Genomic DNA, 16,216 nt, shown 5'->3' with positions numbered 1-16,216 from the left:
TTGGTGAGCTGACGGGTTAGCAGAGGCTATCTATCAATTCGCTAAGGGCAGCGCATTTACTTGGCCGCGGTAGTTTCAGCAGTCTTCAGCTTGTCTACTTCGGCGCGGGCCGTATCGTACATCCGCTCAGCGTCTTTGAGGTTTTTGCTTTGCGGATAGGTATCAATGAAGCTCTGGTAGAAGGCAATAGCCTCCAGGTACCGCTCACGCTGCTTTTCTGGTACGCTCTCCGTAGCCAGATCAAACTGTGCACTAAGCTTGAGAAACGCAGCCTGCTCATTCAGGGCCGAGGCAGGAAACTGCTGCTGAAAGCCCGTGAAGGCCGTTACGGCCGACTGGTAGTAGCGCAAATCGTAGTAGAGGCGGGCGCTGAGGAATGCTTTGCTTTCCAGCTTTTTCTGCAGCTCCTGCGACATGCTTTCCGTTTCCTGGCGGAACTGGCTCTCGGGGTAGCGGTTCAGGAATTCCTGAATGCCTTCCAGCGCCGTAAAGGTGTTGGTCTGGTCTAGCTGAAACTCCGGAGAGTCGCGAAACAACGACTTAGCGTGCAGAAACATGGCCTCCTCGGTGAGGGGCGAGTTCGGGTACGTCTCGTAGAATGTTTTGAAGTAGTAAGCGGCCAGCGTATAGTTGCGCTGCTTGAAGTTGGTATTGGCGAAGTAAAATTGCGCTTTCTCGGCCTCAGGGCGGCCCTTCAACAGCGGAATTAGCTCTTCGAGCAAGGTGCCCGCCTTGAAGTAGTCGCCTTTATCGTAATACTGAATGGCGGCTTCATACTTCTTGTTCACGTCGCCGCTCTTGAGCAGCTTTTGGTAGCCCGTGCAGGAGCCGAGCAGCAACGTGCTCAATAACAGAACAAAGAAGGTAGGGCGAAAAGAGAGCATAAGGGGCGCAAAGGTAACGAAATGGTCTTAATTCACAGATAGCCGGGAGCGGGCCACTAAAGCTAGCCCCAGATACAACCGCTATTTGTTCATCTACTTTTTAAGCGTAACCGCTTTGGGGGCGGGAGCGGTAGTTTTAGGCTGTTTTTTAGGCGGAGCAGCAGGTGTTTTTTTCTTAGCTGGAGCTTTCTTGGTTGGCGCCTTTTTCTTGGGCGAGGCGGCAAAGTGTTTTCCTAACGTTTGCCGACGGGTGGGGCGTTCCGTAGGTCGCCACCGAAAGCCAGTCAGCTTGCTATCCTCAGCTTTCAACTCATTCGGAGGAATAAAGCTGGCATCGGGGTTGGTGAGAAAGGTAATGGTCTGCAGCTTGCTGTCGGCGAAGCGCATGGCCATGGTTGCGGAAAGGGCCCGGTTGACGCCCGATATGGCCGTGTCACCATCAAGAGCATAATAGAGGCTCTCGGCGTTGCCAAGCACGTCAATTTTTTTTATGGCCTTCTCTCCGAAGTAGGCTACCATATTGCGGCCCTTCACCTGGTTGAAGTTTAGCAAGGTATCCTGGCCAATGGTGAAGGCGTGCCCATATAGGCGCATCTGGTCAATCTTGCCTTTCCGCTGCTGAATCTCCATGCTGTCGGCGGTGAGCTGGTTGTTATTATTCCAGAGCACCGGGTCGTGGCTCAGATAGATGATGGAATCCTGCCGGTCGTAGGTCAGCGAGTCACAGCGGCCCTGCAAGTCGGAGCGGAAGATGCGGACTTTCCGGTAGGCATAGATTACCCCGGCCTTGTTCAGGGGGGGCTTTCCTTCTAAACTCACCAGCGTATCGGCGGCCAGGTATAGCGTATCCTTGTCGTTGATGTTGCGCATTACCGGAGCGCCATAGATCTTGGCCCTCCCCTGCCCCCGCCAGTAACGGCCCACATCGCCGCGAATGACGATGTTATCCTTTTTGGCGGTCATTGAGACGTTGCCGGTGGCCACGCCATACTGCCGGGCTTCGTCGTAGAACAGCTTGTCGCCACCCAGCAGGTAGTTGGGCGTTTCTATTTTAGCGTTGCGAGCGAAGTTTGAGACCTTGGTTACGGTGTTGTAGTTACCGTTCTCAGCATAGAGGTTACCCTGGGGGCCCTTGATGCGCGTGGGGCCGAAGAAGTAGGCCACCTTGGTAATAGTGTTGTACTGCAGCGTATCGGTGTCAATGGTATTCTCCTTGGTAATCAGCTTCACGTCGCGCTTGAAGCTGAATATCTTGGAGGCCGTGTTGTAGTAGCCGAACTGACTATCCAGGGTGTTCTCGGGGTCTTGAAGGTGGCCGCCGGTACTGTAGTAGGCCAGGTTACGGTTAAGGTCGTAGTCGAGGAGCTGAGTCGTGAGCGTCATGCGCGGGTCGCGCAGCGTCACGTTGCCGGTCATGCGGGCCTTGCGGGTGTCGCCATCATAAAAGCCCCGGTCGCCGGTAATAGTAATGGTGTCGTTTTGAATGATGCGCACATTACTGAACGCCTCCAGAGCATTGCGTTCCGTGTACTGATAGGCTGAGTCGCAGTAAAGCAGCGTAGTGCCCTGCTTCAGGCTCACGTTGCCGAGCAGTTTGCGAATCTGAACCCCATTAAAGCTGCCGCCTTGCAACTGGTTGGCTCCAATCAGTTCAATAGGCTGCCCCTTCGGAACCGGCGCGGGCCGCGAACCGGGGCGCTGCTGGGCCGCTGCCAGAAACGGCAACAGCGCGAAAAACAACAAAAAAAGTGACTTCGGGAATGACATTTCGGGGCAAAGGTACAGAAGGCCCGTCGGTAACGGTTTTCTTTGTGAAATAGTACGGATCTAGGCCAGTTATCATGGCAGTAATCCGCCCGTCATGCTGAGCGGAGCCGAAGCATCGCTACCGCTTCATTGCAATAGGCCTAGGCCAGTAGAGTTAGCCACAGGTAGCGATGCTTCGGCTGCGCTCAGCATGACGTCCTTCGTTCGCTTGAAAATACCTTCCATGCTCGACCGCATTCAACACTTCATACAAGAACAAGACCTCTTCTCCCCTACTGATACCTTGCTGGTAGCTGTGAGCGGGGGCATGGACTCAGTGGTGCTGGCCGATGTGCTGCACCGGCTGGGCCAGTCGTTTGCCATGGCGCACTGCCACTTCGGGCTGCGCGGCGAAGAGGCCGACGCCGATGAGCAGTTTGTGCGCAAGCTGGCCAAGAAGTACGACGTGCCCTACTTCGCTGAGTTCTTCCAGACCAAGCAGTTTGCCGAGCAGGAAGGCATCTCGACGCAGATGGCCGCCCGCGCCCTGCGCTACGAATGGTTTGAGCGCCTGCGCCAGACCCAGGGACTGGCCTACATAGCCACCGCCCACCACCAGCGCGACGCCGCCGAGACCATGCTGCTTAACCTCACGCACGGTACTGGCCTAGCGGGCCTGCATGGCATCCGGCCCAAGAACGGCTACCTCGTGCGCCCCTTGCTGCCCATCGGTAAAATGGAGCTCTACGACTACTTGGTGGAGCACCACCTGATGTGGCGCGAAGACGCCAGTAACGACAGCCCCGTGTACCAGCGCAACCGCCTGCGCCTGGAGGTGCTGCCGGTCCTGCGCGACATCAACCCCAACCTCGACCAGACCCTGCAGATTACTGCCGAGCGCGTGGGCGGGGCCGAGGAAATTGTGCGCCGCTACGTAGAAGATACCGCCGCCGAGGCCCAGCGCGAAGAAGCCGATGCCACCTACCTGGATATCCGGATGCTGCAGAAAACGGCCGCTACCACGCTGGTGCTGCACGAGCTACTGCGCCCCTTCGGTTTCTCCTACATCGTGACCAAAGACATTGTGCAAAGCTTCGGGGCTGAGCCGGGCCGCCGCTTTGAGTCGCCGACGCACCGGCTGGTGAAAGACCGGGAGCAGCTGGTCATCACCCGCAAAAACCTCACGAAGTTTGGCACGCATCAGCTGGCGCTAGGCCAGGAAGCCCTCAAGATTGATGGCCTGCACCTGCGCACGGAGCTACACGAGGTGGCAGAGGGCTTCGACATCCCGCGCGGTAAAGCCGTAGCCGCCCTTGATGCGGACGCGCTGAAGTTCCCCCTCATTGTGCGGGCCTGGCAGGAAGGCGACTGGTTTATGCCCATCGGTATGAAGGGCAAGAAGAAGCTCTCCGATTTCCTCATCGACCAGAAAGTACCGCTCAATCTTAAAGACAACGTGCAGGTGCTCTGCTCCGCCGACGGCAAAATTGCCTGGGTTATTGGCTTCCGCCCCGACGAGCGGTTCAAAGTGACCGAAGAAACGGAGCGCGTGCTGGTAGTAAAGCGAATGTAGTGGCCAAAGCCTGTTTGATTAAGTAGCAATAAGGGTGTCAGGCTGATTTTGCCGCTGCCTGACACCCTTATTGCTACTTAATCACGAGCCCTAAATAGCATCTCCCTTCTATGCAGCAGTTCTATCATGGCGTGGGCGCAATAGCAACTCACTAAACCAGAACAGTACCAAGGCAATACCTGCTCCTAGCAACGTATCCAGCACCCTGCCTTCTACTGTAACCAGCGTATTGCCGGCATGGCCGGCAGTGGCGTTTAACAGGGCTATGGGCGTGATAAAGAGCAGCGCAAAGGCGTAGTTTCGGGCTACCACAACTTCAGTGGCGCCTTGCAGCAGCATGAGCGCGGCCACTAGCCCCAAACCTATTGGGTGCAACAGTGAAAGCAGCTCAAACAGGCCTATCCCTAACAGCGTGCCCACTACCCGATGTACCGCCCGCAGGCCAGTAAGCTGCCGCGAGGGGCTGGACTGCAGCACCGCCACCGCCGATAGCACCACCCAGTATACTCGGTGCGCGCCCAATGGCCTAGCCACTAAGCTGGCTATTAATACAGCCACTACCACCCGTAAGGCAACAGCAGCAGTATCCCTGTCAAAGCTTAACCGCGGCAGTAGTACGCCTAACCCCACCGATGCTGAATAACGCCGCCCCGGTATCAGTAGCGGCATCACTACCACAAAATAGGCCAATCCGGCCCCTGCGGCCACTAGTCCCAGCAGCCGTAGGCCAGGCTGGCCGGCGCCATCCAGCGCAGCAGGCGCGGCAATGTGGCCACTCACGGCTGCCACCAGCACAAACATCATGGGGCCGGGCGGCCCCAGCCGAAAACCCAATACCAGTGTTGAGGCAAGCGCACTTACCAGCACCAAGCACGCTACGGGCAGCCATTCATTGCCAGCACAGGCAATACCCAGGGCCGCCGCCAGCACCAGCCCAGCTGCCACAAACGGCAACAACAGGGCGCGGTTTTGGCGACTAAGCGAGGCGCCGTACAAAGCGGTGAAACTTCCTAAAGCGGCCTGCAGACCCCATGCTTGGTTGCCAGCCAGCGTAAACACCGCCACGGGTAGGCCAATGGCTAAGCTGGCCTCCAGCCCTACTTTCCAGCGCCACGGCGCATCATGCAGCTTAACCAGACTTCTGACGGCTCGACGGGTGCGGGGAACGTAACGCGCAACAGACAACTTCATAGGGGCATGAGCAAAGTAGGCTACCCAGAATACGAACTTCTCCGGTACAGGATCGGCCGCTTGCCCCGCCTGCTTAACGCAAAAGCCCAGGCTATGTGGTAGCCTGGGCTTTGCTCATTGCTTCTGTACAGGCGCAGATGACCTAGTAGTCGGTTTGCTGCGGATCGAAGTTCGTCCAGGAAGCCAGCCAGTTATCGGCGGAAGCACCGGAACCGGAGAAGGCACCAACGTAGGCCACTTTCGTGAAGAAGGAATCCGTCACCTTGCTATCCGTAAAGTCGGGAGCGATACCGCCTGTGGTTGCCACAATGGGCGAAGCGCTCCGTGGAATGAAGCTCGGTGAGGTCAGGCTAAACGGGTTCAGAAGCTGCACGTTGTCTGACGTGGCGAAGCGCTTGTTGCCGTTGGCTTTCAGCCAGGTCAGGGGGCCTACCGCGCTACCCCAGGCCGACGAGTCGGAGGCCATAACGGTGTTGGTAGTCAGGCTACCCGCGCCACCGCTGCCGGCAATGTATAGTAGGCTGCGCTGCCCACCGGCAGAGTTGGAGCCCACCAAGCTGCCCGCCACAATGTTGTTCTTGAAGTGCAGGTTACCGCTGGCAGCGTTGCCGGCCGTCTGGGAGTTATCAATGAGCACGTTGGTGGGGTAGCCCATGATAACCGAATTCAGAATGCTGATGCTGGAATTGCGGCGAATGTGGGCCCCTGCCGTGTATTGCGAGCTATAGTTACCCCCGCTGGTGTTAACCACGGGACCAACGGCCGTTACGTTTGAGAACACGGCTGAAGTCTGGGGCTGCGCCGTGGTTGATTTGCTGTCGTTATCCGACTCGAAGGCCTTGGAGCCCGACTGGTCAGCCTGCAGTGGGTCGCGCAGCGACACGGCAAACTGAATTTTACCCGAGAAGCCGTTATCGGTATCGAAATCGTCGTCGAAGGTGCGGTGCGACACCAGATACTTGGCGTTTACCGTGCCCCCAAACCATTCGTAGGAATCATCACCACTGTAAGAAACCTGAATGTGGTCGATGGTAGTACCGCTTCCTACGGCAGCCAGGGTCAGGCCATTTACTTCGTTATCGGGCGAGAATGCTACCCCACCAAACTCAATGCGCACGTATTGCAGGGTGCCAGAGTTGTCATTGGCCACATCGCCCCCATACTTGGTAGAAGGCCCGCCCTCAATCTGGGGCTTAGAAGTGGCCGTCATGCTGTTTACCGGGGCATTGCCCGCAATAATGAGTCCACCCCAGTCGCCATAGTTGCGTGAGCCTCTGGGCTGGTTAGAGGTAAATACAATGGGCTTCTCAGCAGTACCAATGGCTACGATCTTGGCACCGGGCTCCACAATCAGGGTGCCTTTGGTGTCTTTGTCGCCTTTGATAATGGTACCCGCTTCAATAGTCAGGGTAGCGCCCGACTTCACGTACACGAAGCCTTTCAGCAAGTACTTGTTGCTCGCCGACCACGTAGTGTTTGTGGTGATAGACGATTCGCCGCTGCCTCCTACCGTTACTACCTGCCCGGTGGAGGGGGTGGTAGGCGTAGTGGGCGTAGTGCCGCCGCTACCAACAATGTTGGGGGCGGGCGTGGTGTCTTCCTTGCTGCACGATGCCAGTCCGGCCAGCAGAGTGGCTGCCAGGGCGAGGGAAAGGGTATTCTTTTTCATACGAAAGGGTGAAACGAAAAGCAGACTAGGAAAGGAGTTGGAAAGGAAGGCGAAGAGTTAGGGTAGCGGGGTGAGCTGACGGGCGCGGGGCTCCAGGTTGAAGCGCATTCCCACGGTGTAGTAAGTGCCCCGGCGGTAGTTGCTCAGCGAGGGGTCAACTTTTGATTCGTACTTCTTGTCGCGGTTGAAGTCCTGCACCAGGTTCACTTTCTGGTTCAGCACATCCTGAATACCGGCGTTCAGCGTCAGGCGGGGGCTCACCGTTTTCGTCAGGGACAGGTCTACCGTGTGGCGGGGCATTTCTACCACATCGGGGTAGTCGACGCTACCCGCGAACAGGATGCGGGGGCCAAACACGTTGTAGAGAGCCGTTACCTGCCAGCTGTTGCTGGGCGTGTTGTAGTAGAGGCCGCCGTTGAACACGTAAGGCGACTGACCCTGCAGAGCGCGCTTGTTGTCCCAGGCCACAAACTTGTCGCCGAGCTGCACTTGGCTCTTGATGAGGGAGGCATTGAACACGGCCGAGATGTTGCGCAGGCCAGTAGTGCCGAAGGCATCATCCAGGAAACTCAGGCTCTTCTTCAGGTCCAGCTCTACCCCGTAGGCGTAGGCGCTAGGGGCATTGGCGAAGGTGTAGGCCAGGTTAGTGGTCAGCACCACCGTGTTTTCGATGGGGTTCGTAAACTTCTTGTAGAACGCGCCGATGTGAATCAGCTCCCCGCTGGAGGGGTACAGCTCATAGCGTACGTCCAGGTTATCGATAGTCGCGACCTTCAGCGGCGTCTCCGGGTTCAGGTACAGCGAACCGTAGTTGAGCACGTTGAAGTCGAAGTCATAGTAGAAGAACGGCGCGGCTTCGCGGAACTCGGGGCGGTTAAGGCTGCGGCCGTAGGAGGCGCGCACCAGGTTCTTCTCGTTAAAGTTGTAGCTGAAGTTGGCAGAGGGCAGCACAAAGTTGGTCGTCACGTCCTGCTGCACGGGCTGGCCGTTGATGCCCGTTGAAATCGACTGCACATTGCGCTCGTAGCGGGCACCCGTCACCAGTTTCAGCTTTTCCGTCAGGGGAATGTTGAAAGAGAGGTAGCCGGCTTCCAGCTCGTTGCTGGCGTTGTAGCGGTACGTAGAGTTAAGGTCTTCCGTGAGGCGGAATCCGTCGCTGCCAATGTTCTGCGGATCGAAGATGTTGCCTACAGCCTCATTACGCAGCCCCTGCAGGCCATTCGCGTTCAGAGAGTAGCCAAAGGCCCGGGCATGGAAATCGCGCTTGCGGTACTCCAGGTAGGTGCCAGCTCCAATTTCTACGGCCCGCTCCCCCACTTGCACCTGGTGCTTCAGGTTCGCGTTGATAGTGTAGTTGCGCTCCGTAAGCTTCTGGTACAAGCGGCCAGCATTGTTCACGTCTACCTGGCCGGTACCGGGCGTCAGAATGGTTTCCGTGGGCTTACCACCTTCGTTAACTGCTGGCAGAGATTGGTAGGATGCCCGCCGCAGGTCGGGCTCGTTGCGGTTAGAGTATCCGTAGCCGGCTACCCAGTCAAAGCTGGTTTTATCTTCGTTGAAAGAATGCTGGCCGGCAAGCTGGCCAGTGTACGTAGTGCGGCCCTGGTAGCCTAGCTGGTAGCTGTTGCGCGTTGGGCGACCATCGTCATCGTAGCTCCGGCGGGTGGTTACCTGGTTGCGCGACTGCTGGTTAAACAGGTTGCGGAACTCCAGCCGGTCGCCGTTGCCTAGCACCATGTTAAAGTTCTGGATGGCACCAAGCCGCACGTTGTTCGACGACTGCTCATCCTTGATCTGATCAGTGCGCTGACCAACCCCATCATACAGGTTGCGGTTGATGTTGAAGCTGGTGAAGGTATTGGTGTAGTTCACCGACGTGATGCTACCTATAGCCAGGTCCTTGACGTTGATCTGGTCCATGTAGGCCGCATTGAAGCGGATATCGGGCATGGCCTTCAGCTTATAAATCGGGAAAGTGTTCTCGATTTGCTTGGCATAGAAGTCCCGCTCGTACTGCTGGTAGGCGGTGCTCAGCTCAGGGAAGCCGCCGGGCAGCTGGCGCTTCACCGCCCCAAAGCCAAAGGCATCGCCGGCCTGGGTTTTATCGGTGAAGAAGTCTTTGCCTGTGGTACCGTTGCGGTAGCCCGAGGAATAGTTGGCCGTGAATAGACGCTCGTTCTGAGCGGGCTTGCGCAGGTATACCTTTACTAGGCCCCCCGCGAAGTCGCCGGGCAATTCCGGTGAGGGATCTTTGAAGACCAGCACCCGATCAAGCAGGGAGCTGGGCACAATATCAAAGGAGAAGGACTTGCGGTCGGTTTCTGAGCTGGGTGCCGCTACATCATTCAGCCACACCGCGTTGTACCGGTCACTGAGGCCCCGAATCTGGATAAAGCGATTATCCACGATGGTTACGCCCGGAATACGACGGACCACTTCGGCCGCGTCGCGGTCCTGGGTTTTCACAATTTGTTCTGAGGAAACCCCGCTAACCACTACGTTAGCCTGCTTGATTTCCGAAATTACTGATACCTCAGTGTTGGTGCGGCGCACACCAGTTACTACCACTTCGTTTAGCTGCTGCTGATCTGATTCCAGCTTGTAGTTAACGGTAGTAGCTTGGCCGGCTTTAACGGCTACCTTTTGAATAGAGGCCGTTTTGTACGACACCGATGACACGATAAGCGTGTACTCGCCCACTGGCACTTTCTCCAACGAAAAGCGGCCATCCACATCGGTGGGGCCGCCAATTCCTGTGTTGTCCAGATGTACCGTGCCGCCTATAATACCCTCTTGGGTTTGGGCATCGGTGATGGTTCCTTTTATGCTGCCCGTACCCTGTGCGACAGCCGACGACAGGGCTCCGAAAAACAGCAAAAAAACGAGTGTGATTTTGGTAATTGTGTCCTGCATAGTGGCGGCAAAGGTAGAGTCGCCTTATTACCCCAATATGCCGCTTTGTTTACTGAATTGTTACGTCCAAACCCCTGCCTACGCTAGGCCTATCAGGGCCGCAACCAAATTTGAAATGTCTAATTTTCAGCAACTTACATTCATACAATATATCTGATTTTGGGGTATAGCAAGTAGTGGCCAGTAAGTACTGGCAACAGATCAGGCACCTGTGTTACACGCAGGGAATAGATCAGCTTGAAGCTATTTATGCCCCTCACTGTTGCCGCTACTCCCTGCCAGTATTTCGGGGGCGTTTGTAGTCCCGTATCTTATGCTGTCAAAGCAGCAACACGCACCTTAATAGCAGTAAAACGAATGCATAGTTACTTAGCCCCCATGCGGCAGGTAGTATCAACCACTGGCTCAGAGCTTCCCTGAGCCTGTGGGGTGCAGGCCACGCGGGCCGTATTATATAGGGTATGTGAGGCACGGTGCGCCAGCGGCCAATAAATGGGCAAACAACGCTACGGATTACGATGGCTGCCCCTCCTAGGCCAGTATTTTTTTCGCTTTCTAAAGAGCAGGTTACGAGCCGAAGGCGAACTTTCGCTGGATCTGGGTTTACCAGAACTGGTTTTGGGTTAGCTTTACGGCCTAACCCACATCTCACACCATATTCCATCCCAATGAAAGTTACCGTAGTTGGAGCTGGCAACGTAGGCGCAACCTGCGCTGATGTACTAGCCACCCGCGAAATTGCTAATGAGATTGTACTGGTAGACATCAAGGAAGGCTTCGCCGAAGGCAAGGCCCTCGATATCTGGCAGAAGGCTCCCGTAATTGGGTATGATTCCCGCACCGTAGGTGTAACCGGCGACTATAGCCGCACCGCTGGCTCCGACGTGGTAGTTATTACCTCGGGCCTGCCCCGCAAGCCCGGCATGAGCCGCGACGACCTGATTTCAACCAACGCGGGCATCGTGAAAACGGTAACCGAGCAGGTGGTAAAATACTCGCCTAACGCCATCATCATTGTGGTTTCGAACCCGCTGGACGTGATGACCTATCAGGCTCACCTCACCTCGGGCCTGCCCCGCGAGAAGGTGTTTGGCATGGCTGGCATCCTCGACACGGCTCGTTACCGCGCGTTCCTGGCTGAGGCGCTCAACGTAAGCCCCAAAGACATTCAGGCCGTACTCATGGGTGGCCACGGCGACACCATGGTGCCCCTCCCCCGCTACACCACCGTGGGCGGTATTCCCGTAACTGAGCTCATCGGCAAAGAAGAGCTTGACGCTATTGTGCAGCGCACGGCCGTTGGTGGCGGTGAGCTGGTGAAACTGATGGGCACCTCAGCGTGGTACGCCCCAGGCGCAGCTGCTGCCCAAATGGTAGAAGCCATTGTGCGCGACCAGCGCCGCGTGTTTCCCGTGTGCATTGAGTTGCAGGGCGAGTACGGCATCAACGGTGTATACCTCGGCGCTCCAGTTATCCTCGGCAAAAACGGCATCGAGAAAGTTATTGAGCTGCAGCTGAACGATGAGGAGAAAGCCCTTCTGGAAACCTCCCGCGGCCACGTGAAAGAAGTTATGGACGCCCTCGACAACATGAGCAAGGCAAACGCTTAGGTTTCCTGTTCTTCTGAAGGCTCTCGACCGGCCGTCTCACTTGCGTGGGGCGGCCGGTTTTTTATTTCTTGAGCGCCAGGCCACATTAGGCTAGCACGGATATATATCAACAATCATAATAACACGTCATCCTGACGTAGGAAGGATCTTGCCACGCGAGAACGGTTGGCCTAATGCCTCGTGCTAGCGTGAGAAGATCCTTCCTACGTCAGGATGACGTGCTTGTAATACTATGTTATTTATAAGGTCACTATTTCTGACTAGCTCGGAACAACTTCTGCTTTTCGTCCTTGGAGAGGCTTTCGTAGCCGGAGCGGGAAATTTTGTCTAGAATCACGTCAATTTCATCCTGCTCAGGTTTAGGCAGAGTGCCTTTCTTAACTGGCGCGGCAGCAGCAGGCGCAGCCGTGTTGCGGTGCGTTACACGCAGGCGAGGCCGGCCACTCAGTAGGCCACCTACAAACTCGCCCACGGCCTGCACTGGGCGGCCCAGGTCGCGGCCCGCCTGCAGCTGCTTGATGAACAGAAAGCCTATCAGCGCCCCCCCGATGTGGGCAATACCGCCGCCGGGGTTGCCCTGGTTGATGGCGATGATGGAGAGCAGAATAACTACAGCGGCAATGTACTTAATGCGTACCGGCCCAATCAAAAGCAAGTTGAAGGTGTACTCGGGCAGCAACGTAGCCGCCGCCATAATAATAGCAGTAACCGATGCCGACGCGCCCAGCAACGAGACATTAGGATATATGCGCAGGGCCGGAATGAGGTTGAAGCTCAGCAGAAAAAAGGCCGCGCCGGCTAGTGCGCCTAAAATGTACAAGCTCACTAAGCGCCGGTCGCCGAGGTATTCGCGCACCAGGGCACCAAACCAGTACAGGTTCAGTAGGTTGAACAGGATATGAAAGAAGCCTTCGTGCGTGAAGGCGTAGGTGAGCAGCGTCCAGGGGTGGCGCAACAGCGAGGATAAGTCGGCGGGCAGCTGAAACTGCCGAATGACGTTGGGGTAATACTCGAGGTAAGTACCCGTCAAACGCATTATGGCCTCAATCAGCACCAGCCCTACAAACACCAGCACGTTAATCAGCAGCAGCTGGTTTAACGCATTATCGCGGCGGCTGAAGGCAGTGCGAATGTCATTGGCAATACTCATAGGTGGACAAACAGGGGTAGAACGGAAAAATCAGCCAGACCAATAGATAACGGCCCACTGCTCCGGATGATGCAGGCAGGTGTCGCAATTTTCAGGCAACCTTTCCACAGGTGGTATTTTGCTGCCAAGCTGGCGGTAAGACTGGCAAGTATAGCACTAGGTTTTTGATGTTGAGCGGTTACTTAGCCTGGCTCAGTACATGCGAGTGCGGTTGCGCTGCCAGAACAGCAACACTATCAAACCTACTAACAATCCTCCGAGGTGAGCAAAGTGCGCCACATTGTCGCCGGGCGCTTGGTGCACGCCAGTATAGAGTTCGTACAAGCCGTACAAAACAACTAGGTATTTGGCTTTAATAGGGAAGGGAAGTGGGAATATGATCAGCGGCGTATTAGGGAAATAGAAAGCGAAGGCCAGCATTAACCCAAACAATGCCCCCGATGCGCCCACCATAGGTCCGTTTATGCTGCGTTGGTAAACGTAGTCCATGCTCTCCAACGCACTCCTGATCAGCCCTTGGTCATCAGGAGTAGCGTGTAGCTGACGCACCACAGCCGCATATTGGTCGCGGTAGTCTGATGCGTTATGGTCTACAAAATCCATCAGATTCACATCCGTGGGGTCGGCCCGAAACGCCTCTATATCTTGGCGCATTTGGCGCACCTCATACGTGCGCAAACCATTGTAGAGTATACCGGCACCTAGGCCACAAATCAGCCAGTACGTCAAGAAACGCTTTGCTCCCCAGCGCTGCTCTAGCATGGGGCCAAATACTACCAAGCCCAGCATGTTAGAGAAGATATGCCCGAGGTTAGCGTGCATAAACATATATGTCAGGAACTGCCAGGGCTGAAATAGCGGAGAGCCAATAGGGTACAGCGCTAAAAAGGCGAGCGGGTTAAGTTGCATCGCAGCGAAGAACACCACCACATTAGCGATGAGCAGGTTGCGAACCGTAGGAGTTAGTTGAAACATGTAGGGCGAAGTTGCGCTGGTAGAGGTAACAAAGCAGCAGTAGAAAGTAAACCTCTTCCGCTGTTCCTGCTGAGTACGGCTGAAACGGACTTTTGGCCGCCTCATAGCACGAGCTTCTGCCCATAGCTCCCCAAAGCCAAAACTGGAGAAGCTACGGGCTGAAGCTCACACAGTAGGTGCTAGGCCACTTAGCGGGTGAAGAAGGCCTGTAGCTCGCTGAGCTCCAGCAGCACCAGCGTGCGGCGGCCATCGGGCGTGTAGTTGGGCACGGAGCAGGCAAAGAGCTTATCTACCAGCGCCGTCATCTCAAAGTCAGAGAGACGGCTACCGGCAGCACTGGTAGCTACCCGCCGGGCCAGGGCGCGGGCCATCTGCTCACGCCGGTCCAGCTTCACTGGCCCAGCGTGCGTGCGAAACTGTTCAATGAGACCTTCCAACAACTCTTTCTCGTCGCGGGCCGGCACATCGGCCGGGATGCCTTCCACCGCAATAGTGTACTTACCAAAATCGGAGAAGCGGAAACCTAAGGCTTTCAACGGCTCTTCCACTTCCCGCAGAATGGCAAAGTCCTGGGGCGTAAATGTAACCGTGCGCGGAAACAGCAACGTCTGCGAAGCACTGGTTTCGCGCTCCAGGGCCTGCGCGTACTGCTCAAACAGAATTCGCTCGCGGGCAGCTACCTGGTCAATCAGCATTACCCCCGATTTTACCGGCACCATCAGATACTGCTGGTGCAGTTGCAGCACCTTATTACCAGGCGCGGCGGTTGCGGAAGCCTCGCGCAAAGGCAGCTCCGGGGTGGCCGCCGATGGCGCGGGCAGCACGAAGGGCGCCGCACCCTGGCCTACTGGCTCCTCAGATCCAGCTAGGCCATTCGTTACGTTGCTGGGCAACTCCGGCGCCGTCTGCTGGGCGGCTTCCTCTGCCTGGCGCGCGGCCGCAATGGCCGCCGCCGAAGGCACCGGTACCCCAATAGCAGTGGCCTCACGCTCCACATCGGGCACCTTCACTTGCTGTAGGCTCTTATAGAACTCTTCCAGCTCCCGCTTGGCCTGGTCGGTGGGGCGGGGCGGCAGCTGGCGCTCATACGCATCAGCGCGTCCCGACTTCGACTCATTCTTACTGGGGGTGCTGGCGGCGCGGGCTGCGGCCGAGGCCAGCGCATCGGGCTTAAAGTCGCCGGCAAAGGGGTTCTGCTCATTACCCGACAGGCGCAGGGGCTGAATGGGCGCAAAGTTTACGTCGCCGTCAAAGTCCAGCGATGGAGCCATGTTGTGCAGGCCTAAACTCTGTTTCACGGCGGCCCGCACAATGGCGTATACAGTCTTCTCGTCCTCGAACTTGATTTCCGTTTTGGTGGGGTGCACGTTGATGTCAATAGTCTTGGGGTCGAGCTCCAGGAACAGCACGTAGAACGGGTGCGTGTCTTTGGGCAGCAGGCCCTCGTAGGCCGTCAGTACGGCATGGTTGAGGTAAGCCGAGCGGATAAAGCGGTTGTTCACGAAGAAAAACTGGTCGCCGCGGCTCTTCTTCGCCGACTCCGGCTTACCGATGTAGCCCTTCACCGAGATAAAGGGCGTTACCTCCTCTACCTGCGCCAGCTGCTCTTTGTAGCCATTACCCAGCAAGGCTACAATGCGCTGGCTCAGCTTGCCGGCCGGCAGGTTAAACACCTCCAGATCATTCTGAAACAGCGAGAAGCTAATCTGCGGATTTGCCAGGGCCACGTGCTGAAACTCATCTAGAATATGGCGCATTTCCACCGCATTGCTCTTGAGGAAGTTACGGCGAGCGGGCACGTTAAAGAACAAGTTCTTCACGCTGATGCTCGTGCCATCGGGGCAGGCCACGGGCTGCTGGCTGGTAATCTGGGAGCCTTCTACCAGCAGCAGGCTGCCGGTATCCTGGCCGCGCTGCTTGGTGCGCAGCTCTACCTGGGCCACGGCCGCAATACTGGCCAGCGCCTCGCCCCGGAAACCCAGGGTGCGAATACGAAACAGGTCATCGGTGGTGCGGATTTTACTGGTGGCATGGCGCTCCAGGCTCATGCGCGCATCCGTAGCCGACATGCCGGTGCCATTGTCTACTACCTGCACCAGCTGCTTGCCGGCTTCTTTAACAATAAGCTGCACTTGGGTAGCCCCGGCATCCACGGCATTTTCCAGCAGCTCCTTCACTGCTGAGGCCGGGCGCTGCACTACTTCGCCGGCGGCAATCTGGTTGGCTAAATATTCGGGAAGCAGCTGAATAATATCCGCCATAAACAACTAAAATCAGAAGAAAAAAGAGGTGAAGCGCTGGCCTGAAAATGACAGCTATCCGCCTGATAACAACCGGCGTCGGGAAAATATCCGTAAGTTTGCGGCCAACTTTTGTGTGTGCTGCATGAGACGGATTCTTCCGCGCATACGTTAGGGGCTTGAAAAGGCAAAGTGCGAGGGCCAACAAAAAGGGCTCTTGGCCTAACCAAATCCAGCTCCTCACACGCTTCTACGAGGAGGCAAA

Annotated in this window: 10 protein-coding genes; 2 read left to right on the top strand and 8 right to left on the bottom strand. The window is 56.5% G+C overall.

The annotated features are described in order from the left end of the window. Positions 1–56: 56 nt before the first annotated feature. Together HMJ29_RS11920 and HMJ29_RS11915 are read right to left on the bottom strand one after the other, a co-directional pair. Entirely contained in the window at positions 57–884 is an 828-nt protein-coding gene (locus HMJ29_RS11920; protein WP_171591704.1) for an outer membrane protein assembly factor BamD, read from the bottom strand. 93 nt (positions 885–977) lie between these two features. Continuing rightward, the gene (locus HMJ29_RS11915) at positions 978–2,651 is read right to left on the bottom strand and encodes an OstA-like protein (RefSeq protein WP_171591703.1); all 1,674 of its coding nucleotides are present in this window, start codon (positions 2,649–2,651) and stop codon (positions 978–980) included. A gap of 190 nt (positions 2,652–2,841) precedes the next feature. Here HMJ29_RS11915 and tilS point away from each other — a divergent pair, with 190 nt between their 5' ends. Beyond that, complete coding sequence (tilS, locus tag HMJ29_RS11910; protein ID WP_244679292.1) at positions 2,842–4,203, top strand: tRNA lysidine(34) synthetase TilS; 1,362 nt, start codon at positions 2,842–2,844, stop codon at positions 4,201–4,203. 108 nt (positions 4,204–4,311) lie between these two features. Here the strand turns inward: tilS and HMJ29_RS11905 are convergent, their stop codons facing one another. The 3 genes from HMJ29_RS11905 to HMJ29_RS11895 all read right to left on the bottom strand — a co-directional run bounded on the left by HMJ29_RS11905 (position 4,312) and on the right by HMJ29_RS11895 (position 9,976). Next, positions 4,312–5,394 (bottom strand): FUSC family protein, encoded by a 1,083-nt coding sequence (locus HMJ29_RS11905; RefSeq protein ID WP_171591702.1) that lies wholly within the window; start codon positions 5,392–5,394, stop codon positions 4,312–4,314. A gap of 142 nt (positions 5,395–5,536) precedes the next feature. Beyond that, positions 5,537–7,063: a beta-helix domain-containing protein gene (locus HMJ29_RS11900; protein WP_171591701.1), complete on the bottom strand. Its 1,527-nt coding sequence runs from the start codon at positions 7,061–7,063 to the stop codon at positions 5,537–5,539. Positions 7,064–7,120: 57 nt separating this feature from the next. Continuing rightward, on the bottom strand, positions 7,121–9,976 hold the full coding sequence (locus HMJ29_RS11895; RefSeq protein ID WP_171591700.1) for a TonB-dependent receptor: 2,856 nt from the start codon (positions 9,974–9,976) through the stop codon (positions 7,121–7,123). 668 nt (positions 9,977–10,644) lie between these two features. On the opposite strand from HMJ29_RS11895, the gene mdh reads away from it, so the two are divergent. Further along, the gene (mdh, locus tag HMJ29_RS11890; protein ID WP_171591699.1) at positions 10,645–11,586 is read left to right on the top strand and encodes a malate dehydrogenase; all 942 of its coding nucleotides are present in this window, start codon (positions 10,645–10,647) and stop codon (positions 11,584–11,586) included. Between the two features lie 250 nt (positions 11,587–11,836). On the opposite strand, the gene HMJ29_RS11885 is transcribed toward mdh, so the two are convergent. From HMJ29_RS11885 to mutL, 3 genes are all read right to left on the bottom strand, one after another. Then, positions 11,837–12,736: a rhomboid family intramembrane serine protease gene (locus HMJ29_RS11885; protein WP_171591698.1), complete on the bottom strand. Its 900-nt coding sequence runs from the start codon at positions 12,734–12,736 to the stop codon at positions 11,837–11,839. 192 nt (positions 12,737–12,928) lie between these two features. Continuing rightward, positions 12,929–13,711: a rhomboid family intramembrane serine protease gene (locus HMJ29_RS11880; protein ID WP_171591697.1), complete on the bottom strand. Its 783-nt coding sequence runs from the start codon at positions 13,709–13,711 to the stop codon at positions 12,929–12,931. A gap of 188 nt (positions 13,712–13,899) precedes the next feature. After that, positions 13,900–15,972, bottom strand: coding sequence for a DNA mismatch repair endonuclease MutL (gene mutL, locus HMJ29_RS11875; RefSeq protein WP_171591696.1), 2,073 nt, complete (start codon positions 15,970–15,972; stop codon positions 13,900–13,902). Positions 15,973–16,216 lie beyond the last annotated feature (244 nt).

Source organism: Hymenobacter taeanensis, assembly GCF_013137895.1.
GTDB lineage: Bacteria > Bacteroidota > Bacteroidia > Cytophagales > Hymenobacteraceae > Hymenobacter > Hymenobacter taeanensis.
Note: the sequence above shows the minus strand (reverse complement) of the source record. Positions and strands in the feature narration are given on the sequence as shown.

Coding starts and splice junctions, on each gene's coding strand:
- HMJ29_RS11920 (WP_171591704.1), bottom strand. CDS start 884: ATGCTCTCTTTTCGCCCTACCTTCTTTGTTCTGTTATTGAGCACGTTG.
- tilS (WP_244679292.1), top strand. CDS start 2,842: ATGACGTCCTTCGTTCGCTTGAAAATACCTTCCATGCTCGACCGCATT.
- HMJ29_RS11880 (WP_171591697.1), bottom strand. CDS start 13,711: ATGTTTCAACTAACTCCTACGGTTCGCAACCTGCTCATCGCTAATGTG.
- HMJ29_RS11900 (WP_171591701.1), bottom strand. CDS start 7,063: ATGAAAAAGAATACCCTTTCCCTCGCCCTGGCAGCCACTCTGCTGGCC.
- HMJ29_RS11895 (WP_171591700.1), bottom strand. CDS start 9,976: ATGCAGGACACAATTACCAAAATCACACTCGTTTTTTTGCTGTTTTTC.
- mdh (WP_171591699.1), top strand. CDS start 10,645: ATGAAAGTTACCGTAGTTGGAGCTGGCAACGTAGGCGCAACCTGCGCT.
- mutL (WP_171591696.1), bottom strand. CDS start 15,972: ATGGCGGATATTATTCAGCTGCTTCCCGAATATTTAGCCAACCAGATT.
- HMJ29_RS11915 (WP_171591703.1), bottom strand. CDS start 2,651: ATGTCATTCCCGAAGTCACTTTTTTTGTTGTTTTTCGCGCTGTTGCCG.
- HMJ29_RS11905 (WP_171591702.1), bottom strand. CDS start 5,394: ATGAAGTTGTCTGTTGCGCGTTACGTTCCCCGCACCCGTCGAGCCGTC.
- HMJ29_RS11885 (WP_171591698.1), bottom strand. CDS start 12,736: ATGAGTATTGCCAATGACATTCGCACTGCCTTCAGCCGCCGCGATAAT.